Genomic DNA, 6,268 nt, shown 5'->3' with positions numbered 1-6,268 from the left:
GATCGGCCTCATCGGCGAGATCGGCGTTTCAGCCGATTTCACCTCCGAGGAAGAGAAATCGCTGCGAGGAGCCGCGCGCGCTCAAGTCCGAACCGGCCTGCCGCTGATGGTGCACCTGCCGGGCTGGTTCCGGCTCGGCCACAAGGTGCTCGACATCGTTGCCGAGGAAGGCGCGGAACTACGCCACACCGTGCTCTGCCACATGAACCCGTCTCACAACGATTTCTCCTATCAAAGCGAACTCGCCGCTCGCGGCGCTTTCATCGAATACGACATGATCGGCATGGATTTCTTCTACGCCGATCAGCAGGTCCAGTGCCCCAGCGACGAAGAGGCGGCCCGAGCCATCGTCCGACTGGTGGAAGCCGGTCATCTCGACCGGATCCTGCTATCGCATGATGTGTTCCTGAAGATGATGCTCAGCCACTATGGCGGCAATGGCTATGCCTATGTGCTGCGCCATTTCCTGCCGCGCCTGAAGCGCCATGGACTGGCTGATGCTGCACTCGACCAAATGATGCGGGGAAATCCCCGCTCCGCATTCCAAGCCGGGGCCTGATTTCCGGCCCTCCCCGCGTTCAACTAAAACGGATACACCATGACAAAAAAAGTACTTCTCGTCGGCGAAAGCTGGATCAGCTCGGCAACCCACTACAAAGGCTTCGACCAGTTCGGCAGCGTGACGTTCCATCTGGGAGCCGAACCGCTCGTCAAGGTGCTCAAGGGCAGYGAATTCGAACTGACCTACATGACCGCGCACGACGCCGTGGACAAATTCCCCTACGACATGGCCGGGCTCGACGAATACGATGCCATCATCCTCTCTGACATCGGCGCAAACTCGCTGCTGCTGCCCCCGGAAGTGTGGTTGCACTCGCGCACAGTTCCGAACCGCCTGAAGCTCATCAAGGCCTGGGTCGAAAAGGGCGGCGCGCTACTGATGGTCGGCGGATACTTCTCGTTCCAGGGCATCGACGGTAAGGCCCGCTGGCGCCGTACGCCTGTGGAAGACACCCTGCCGGTCACCTGTCTCCCCTATGACGACCGGGTGGAAATGCCGGAAGGCGCGGTCGCCGATATTGTCCAGCCGGATCACCCTGTCATGGCGGGCCTTGGCGGCAAGTGGCCTCTTCTGCTTGGTGTCAACGAAGTGGAGGTTCGTGACGGCGCCGAGGTCATCGCCCGCTTGCCGCAGGACCAAGGTGGTCATCCGCTGCTGGTGCTCGGCAGCCACGGTAAGGGCCGCACCGCTGCCTGGACTTCCGACATCGGCCCGCATTGGCTTTCGCCGGCATTCTGCGAGTGGGAAGGCTATGGCCGCCTGTGGAAGAACATTCTCGGCTGGATGACGGAAAACGCCCGCTGAGCTTGATCAAGGCCCGCGCTGGGTGAAAACTCAGCGCGCGGCCAAGATCGAGGCCAGCTGTTCGGCCGACGGAAATGCCGACAGGGTTCCGGGCCGGCCGACAGTGATTGCAGCAGCACGGGTCGCATGCTCGATGGCCGTGCGGTCGAGACGGGTTCCACGGAGCGCCGCCGAAGCAAGGGCAACCGCCATGAAGGTGTCACCCGCGCCGGTCGTATCAACGACGTCGCAAGGCACTGCCGGAACGCGGACTAGCCCTTCGCCCGTCGCGAGCATTGCGCCGTCGCCGCCGAAGGTCAGGACGACTTCACGAACGCCGGCGGCAAGCAGTTTGCGTGCGGCATCTTCACCGCCGGTACCGGTCAACGCCAACGCCTCTCCCTCGTTGAGGAAGGCGATGTCGACCAGGGGCCACAGGCTGCCGAAGAAGGGGCGAAGGGGAGAGGGATTAAAGGCGGTGACCATGCCAAGGGCGCGAGCAGCCTCCAGCACGCCGCGTGTCGTTTCATCCGAAAGGTTTCCTTGCAGGACTGCAAGGTCTTTGGGAGCGGCACCGGCAAGCGAGGCGATGGCATCGGCAGGAGTGAAATTCTGGGCGGAATCGGTCGTTGTGATGTTCACGTTTTCGCCGTCCGGTGTGGTCAAGACGATCGAGAAATCGGTCGATTTGCCCGTCAGCGGAAACAGCCTGCTGATCACTGGCTCTTTTGCCAGGTGCTCGCGGATCAGCTCCGCGCGGAAGCCGTCGCCGAAGGCTGCCACAAGGCTCGTCGGCAGACTCGTGCGGGCCATGACGACAGCCTGGTTGGCGCCTTTGCCGCCAAGGTCACGGGACTGCTGGCTGCCATGAATGGATGCGCCGGCCGCCGGCATCTCCGAGATCCGGATGGTTTCGTCGACAGCGRCATTACCGATTACGTAAGCGTGCATGAACAGACTTTCGAAAGGGAAAGAAATGCAGGAAATCTCCAACATGTCATCAAGCGCCGTAAGGGAAATATTCGGAACTGACAAGGTTCTGATAGGCATGATCCATTGCCCGGCCTTCCCCGGCGCACCGCGCTATCGCGGCGCGGACATGTCGACGATCTACGATGCCTGCATGCGCGACGCCGAAGCGCTCATCGAAGGCGGCATGCACGGGCTGATGATCGAAAACCACGGTGACGTCCCCTTCTCCAAGCCCGAAGATATCGGCCAGGAGACGGCTGCCTTCATGTCGGTGGTGACCGACAGGATCGCGCGTGCGATCGGCGTACCACTCGGCGTCAATGTGCTTGCCAACGCCCCGATCACCGCCTTCGCGATTGCCATGGCAGGCGGCGCAAAGTTTATCCGCGTCAACCAATGGGCAAACGCCTATGTCGCCAACGAGGGCTTCATGGAAGGCCGCGCCGCTGAAGCGATGCGCTACCGCTCATTGTTGCGCGCCGAACATATCAAGGTCTTCGCCGACAGCCACGTGAAGCACGGCTCTCACGCGATCGTCGCCGACCGGTCTATCCAGGAACTGACCCGCGACCTCGCCTTCTTCGACGCCGACGGTGTTATCGCCACCGGCCAGCGCACCGGCAATACGGCAACGATCGAGGAGATCGAGGAGATCGGCTCGGCAACGCACCTGCCGCTGCTCGTTGGCTCGGGCGTGACCAAGGACAACATCGTCGAGATCCTGAAGCGCACCAACGGCGTCATCGTCGCTTCGTCGCTGAAGTTCGACGGCGTATGGTGGAACCCCGTCGATATCGAGCGGGTAAAGGCGTTCCGCGCCGCCGCCGCCCCCGCACTGGAGGCTTGAACGAGTGTCGGAAGAGACCCTTTCCGAGCAGATCCTGCGGGAAAACGCCGACGTCTTCGAAGCGATGGTCCGCCATCGCTTCGTCGAAGACATCAAGCAAGACCGACTGACCAAGCAGGCTTTCGAACGCTATCTCGTCTATGAGGGGGCGTTCGTCGATACAGCGATCTCAATTTTCGCCTATGCGGCGGCGAAAGCCCAGACGATCGAGCAGAAACGCTGGCTGATCGCCGTTCTCGACGCACTTGCCAACCAGCAAATCGCCTACTTCGAAAAGACCTTTGCCGACCGAGGCATCGACCCCGCCGCATTTGATCTCGACCTTCCCGAGGTAGAAGAATTCCGAACCGGCATGCTGGAGATTGCCCGGGATGGGGACTTCCTCGATACAGTTGCGGCGATGTTTGCCGCCGAGTGGATGTACTGGACCTGGTCGCGAGAGGCCGCAAGCCGTGCGATCAGCGACCCACTGCTGAAGGAATGGGTGGATATGCATGCCCATGAGGATTTCGCAGCACAGGCGAAATGGCTCAAGCAACAGCTCGATGACGCCAGCGACGAACTCGATGCCGTGGAGCGCAAACGGCTGAGCGATATCTTCGGACGTGCCCAGCGGCTCGAAATCGCCTTCCACGACGCACCCTATCGCTGATCCATCACTGAACCTGGTAGCCGACGATGAATTTTGACGCTCAGATCAACGGCGATCGCCTGCTGCGACGGATTGACGATTTCGCCCGGATCGGCGGAACTGCCGCAGGCGGCGTCAACCGCCAGGCACTCACGCCGGAAGACAGGCAGGCACGCCGGATGCTTGCCGCACTGGCGCTGGCACGCGGCTTTCGGGTGTTTCAGGATCCGATGGCCAATCTCTTTATCCGCCGAGAAGGTCGCCTCGCCGATCGGCCGCCTTTCGTGATCGGCAGCCATCTCGACAGCCAGCCGACGGGGGGGCGTTTCGATGGCGCGCTCGGTACACTGACGGCCTTCGAAGTCATGGAAAGCCTGGAAGACGCTGGCACGGAGACGGATCTTCCGCTCGAAGTGGTCGCCTGGACAAACGAGGAAGGAAGCCGCTTTGCACCTGGCACGATGGGTTCGATGGCCTTCGCTGCGGGTGCGATACCGGAAGCCTGGTCCGATCTTAGCGGTAGCGACGGAGCGCTCTTCACGGAAGAACTCAAAGCGACGCTCGACGCCCTTTCAAAGGTGGAAATGCGGTCGCTCGGCTTTCCGATCTGCGGCTATCTGGAACTTCATATTGAGCAAGGGCCGTCTCTCGAACGCGACAATATTCCTGTCGGTATCGTCCACGGCATTCAGGGCACCCGCTGGCTGGAGGTGACTATCTCCGGCCAGGCGGCACATGCAGGAACCACGGCGCTCGAGTTTCGTCGCGACCCGATGGTGGCGGCGTCAGCGGTCCTCGACGCACTGTTCAAAGGCGTCATGCCTGGAGACGAACGGGCTCGCTTCACCGTCGGGCGCTTCGCGGTCCAGCCTGGATCAGTGAACGCCATACCGGGTTCGGTCACGTTTTCAGTCGATCTCAGGCATCCGGAAGCCCTGGCAATTGACGAACTAGAGGCCCTGGTGCGCAAGATCTGTACCGCAGAGGCAAATGCCGCCCGCTGCGAGGTGGGCATCCGCCAGTTCTTCGACATGGCGCCTGCCGCATTTCCCGAGAGGCTGCTTGGTTGCCTTGACCGAGCAGCGGGATCGCTCGGCCTTTCAGCAAAACGCATGCTGTCGGGGGCATTTCACGATGCGCTCTTCATCAACAGGGTGGCTCCCTCGGCCATGATCTTCGTGCCCTGCCGCGACGGGCTCAGCCACAACGAGGCGGAGTATGTCGAACCCGAACATTCAGTCATTGGTGCACGCATGCTGCTTCGGTCGACCCTGGAAGCGATGAACGAACTGAGTGACCCGCCAACTGTGCGTTGATGTGTTGAGCGATAACGTGGGTGGCCAACGGCGTGCGCTGTCCGTGAAGAAACAACGAGCTATAGGGACGATACAATGGATGATACGCCACCAGCCGGCTTGGTCGAGGCCCAGAGATTGGCCATCCGAATTGCCRAGGCCATCGCCGCCGACGCAGTCCCAGGAGAGACCGAGATAGAGGTCCGCGACCGCGCGGATCGATATGTCCGCGAATTCGGCGGGATGGACGTCTGGACACCCACCATTATCGGGTTCGGGATCGGAACCTTGAGTTGCTTTCCGACCGACCGGCCGACCACCCGTCCACTATGGAATCTGGACCTTGGCATAATCGACGTTCACCCGATTACACAGGATGGATGGTGGGGCGATTGTACGCGGACATTTCAACGAGGGGATAGCGTCGCCCAGGGCATAGCCTTGGCGGCCATTGAGGCCATTCATGCAGCTGTTCTGAACTCAGTCAAACCAGCCATGCGTGCCTGCGACCTCTTTGCGGTCTTCAAATCGGAGCTCGCGAAGACCCCCTTCTTGCTGCTGGATCGCCTATCGAACATCGGTCATTCGCTAAGCGTCGATTCTTCCTACGACGCAGGGTACATAGATGCGTGGAACGAAACCCCGATGACTGGGGCTTGGGCAATCGAACCTTTCATCGGCAACCACCTCTATGGCGTAAAGAAGGAGGACGTCGTGTGGTTCGGGCCAACGAAGTGCACCGTCATCACATAGCCTCGTAGGCCGGCCGCTAAAGGAGCTGCTCGAMCCAGGCAGCGGTTTGGAAACGGTCGCACCGGAGACGCCTCCCCGCTTCTGGCGCGTGCTATCATCCAAGTCCGATGGTTGGGACGAGGAGACTATTTGACGTGCGCCGCACCGAACTCCGACGGGAAGCAGACGATTGCGCCTCACGGTTACATCTCGCAGGGCCAGTTCCGCATGCGATCATTCCGGCTGAAACGAAGCCCCAACTTCTACATATCGGCGTCGATTGCCCTACAGCCGAAAAGAGGACTGCCCGCAGGCCTAAAGTGGATTCCAGCTCAGCGATGCGACCTCTATCTTGAGCGTCGGTCGATAATTTCGTCGGTATTCGCCAAAAGCTTGCGAACTGCATTCCGCGCCGCATTTGGATTTTGCAGTCGAATGCACTTCTC

The 6,268-nt window shown here is 60.9% G+C and carries 7 protein-coding genes and 1 pseudogene; 6 read left to right on the top strand and 2 right to left on the bottom strand.

The features are described from left to right. Together AC1DUU_RS20345 and AC1DUU_RS20340 are read left to right on the top strand one after the other, a co-directional pair. A partial coding sequence (locus tag AC1DUU_RS20345) for a phosphotriesterase family protein (protein WP_476785207.1) occupies positions 1-559 on the top strand: 559 nt, incomplete at its 5' end. Positions 560-598: 39 nt separating this feature from the next. After that, positions 599-1,366, top strand: a complete 768-nt coding sequence (locus AC1DUU_RS20340; RefSeq protein WP_476785206.1) for a glutamine amidotransferase — start codon at positions 599-601, stop codon at positions 1,364-1,366. Positions 1,367-1,396: 30 nt separating this feature from the next. Here AC1DUU_RS20340 and AC1DUU_RS20335 read toward each other — a convergent pair whose 3' ends face one another. After that, on the bottom strand, positions 1,397-2,296 hold the full coding sequence (locus tag AC1DUU_RS20335) for a ribokinase (RefSeq protein WP_476785205.1): 900 nt from the start codon (positions 2,294-2,296) through the stop codon (positions 1,397-1,399). 25 nt (positions 2,297-2,321) lie between these two features. On the opposite strand from AC1DUU_RS20335, the gene AC1DUU_RS20330 reads away from it, so the two are divergent. The 4 genes from AC1DUU_RS20330 (at position 2,322) to AC1DUU_RS20315 (ending at position 5,843) form a co-directional block, all read left to right on the top strand. Then, on the top strand, positions 2,322-3,164 hold the full coding sequence (locus tag AC1DUU_RS20330; protein ID WP_476785208.1) for a BtpA/SgcQ family protein: 843 nt from the start codon (positions 2,322-2,324) through the stop codon (positions 3,162-3,164). 4 nt (positions 3,165-3,168) lie between these two features. Beyond that, the gene (locus AC1DUU_RS20325; RefSeq protein ID WP_476785204.1) at positions 3,169-3,816 is read left to right on the top strand and encodes a TenA family protein; all 648 of its coding nucleotides are present in this window, start codon (positions 3,169-3,171) and stop codon (positions 3,814-3,816) included. Between the two features lie 26 nt (positions 3,817-3,842). Then, a complete protein-coding gene (locus AC1DUU_RS20320; protein ID WP_476785203.1) occupies positions 3,843-5,111 on the top strand; it encodes a Zn-dependent hydrolase in 1,269 nt (422 codons plus the stop codon). Positions 5,112-5,186: 75 nt separating this feature from the next. Further along, on the top strand, positions 5,187-5,843 hold the full coding sequence (locus AC1DUU_RS20315) for a M24 family metallopeptidase (RefSeq protein WP_476785202.1): 657 nt from the start codon (positions 5,187-5,189) through the stop codon (positions 5,841-5,843). A 326-nt stretch (positions 5,844-6,169) separates the two neighbouring features. Here the strand turns inward: AC1DUU_RS20315 and AC1DUU_RS20310 are convergent. Further along, a pseudogene (locus tag AC1DUU_RS20310) lies at positions 6,170-6,268 on the bottom strand (FadR/GntR family transcriptional regulator); the annotation flags it as partial.

The organism is Aminobacter sp. P4_H6_2, assembly GCF_056400805.1.
This window is presented reverse-complemented; position numbering and strand designations above follow the sequence as displayed.

Coding starts and splice junctions, on each gene's coding strand:
- AC1DUU_RS20330 (WP_476785208.1), top strand. CDS start 2,322: ATGCAGGAAATCTCCAACATGTCATCAAGCGCCGTAAGGGAAATATTC.
- AC1DUU_RS20320 (WP_476785203.1), top strand. CDS start 3,843: ATGAATTTTGACGCTCAGATCAACGGCGATCGCCTGCTGCGACGGATT.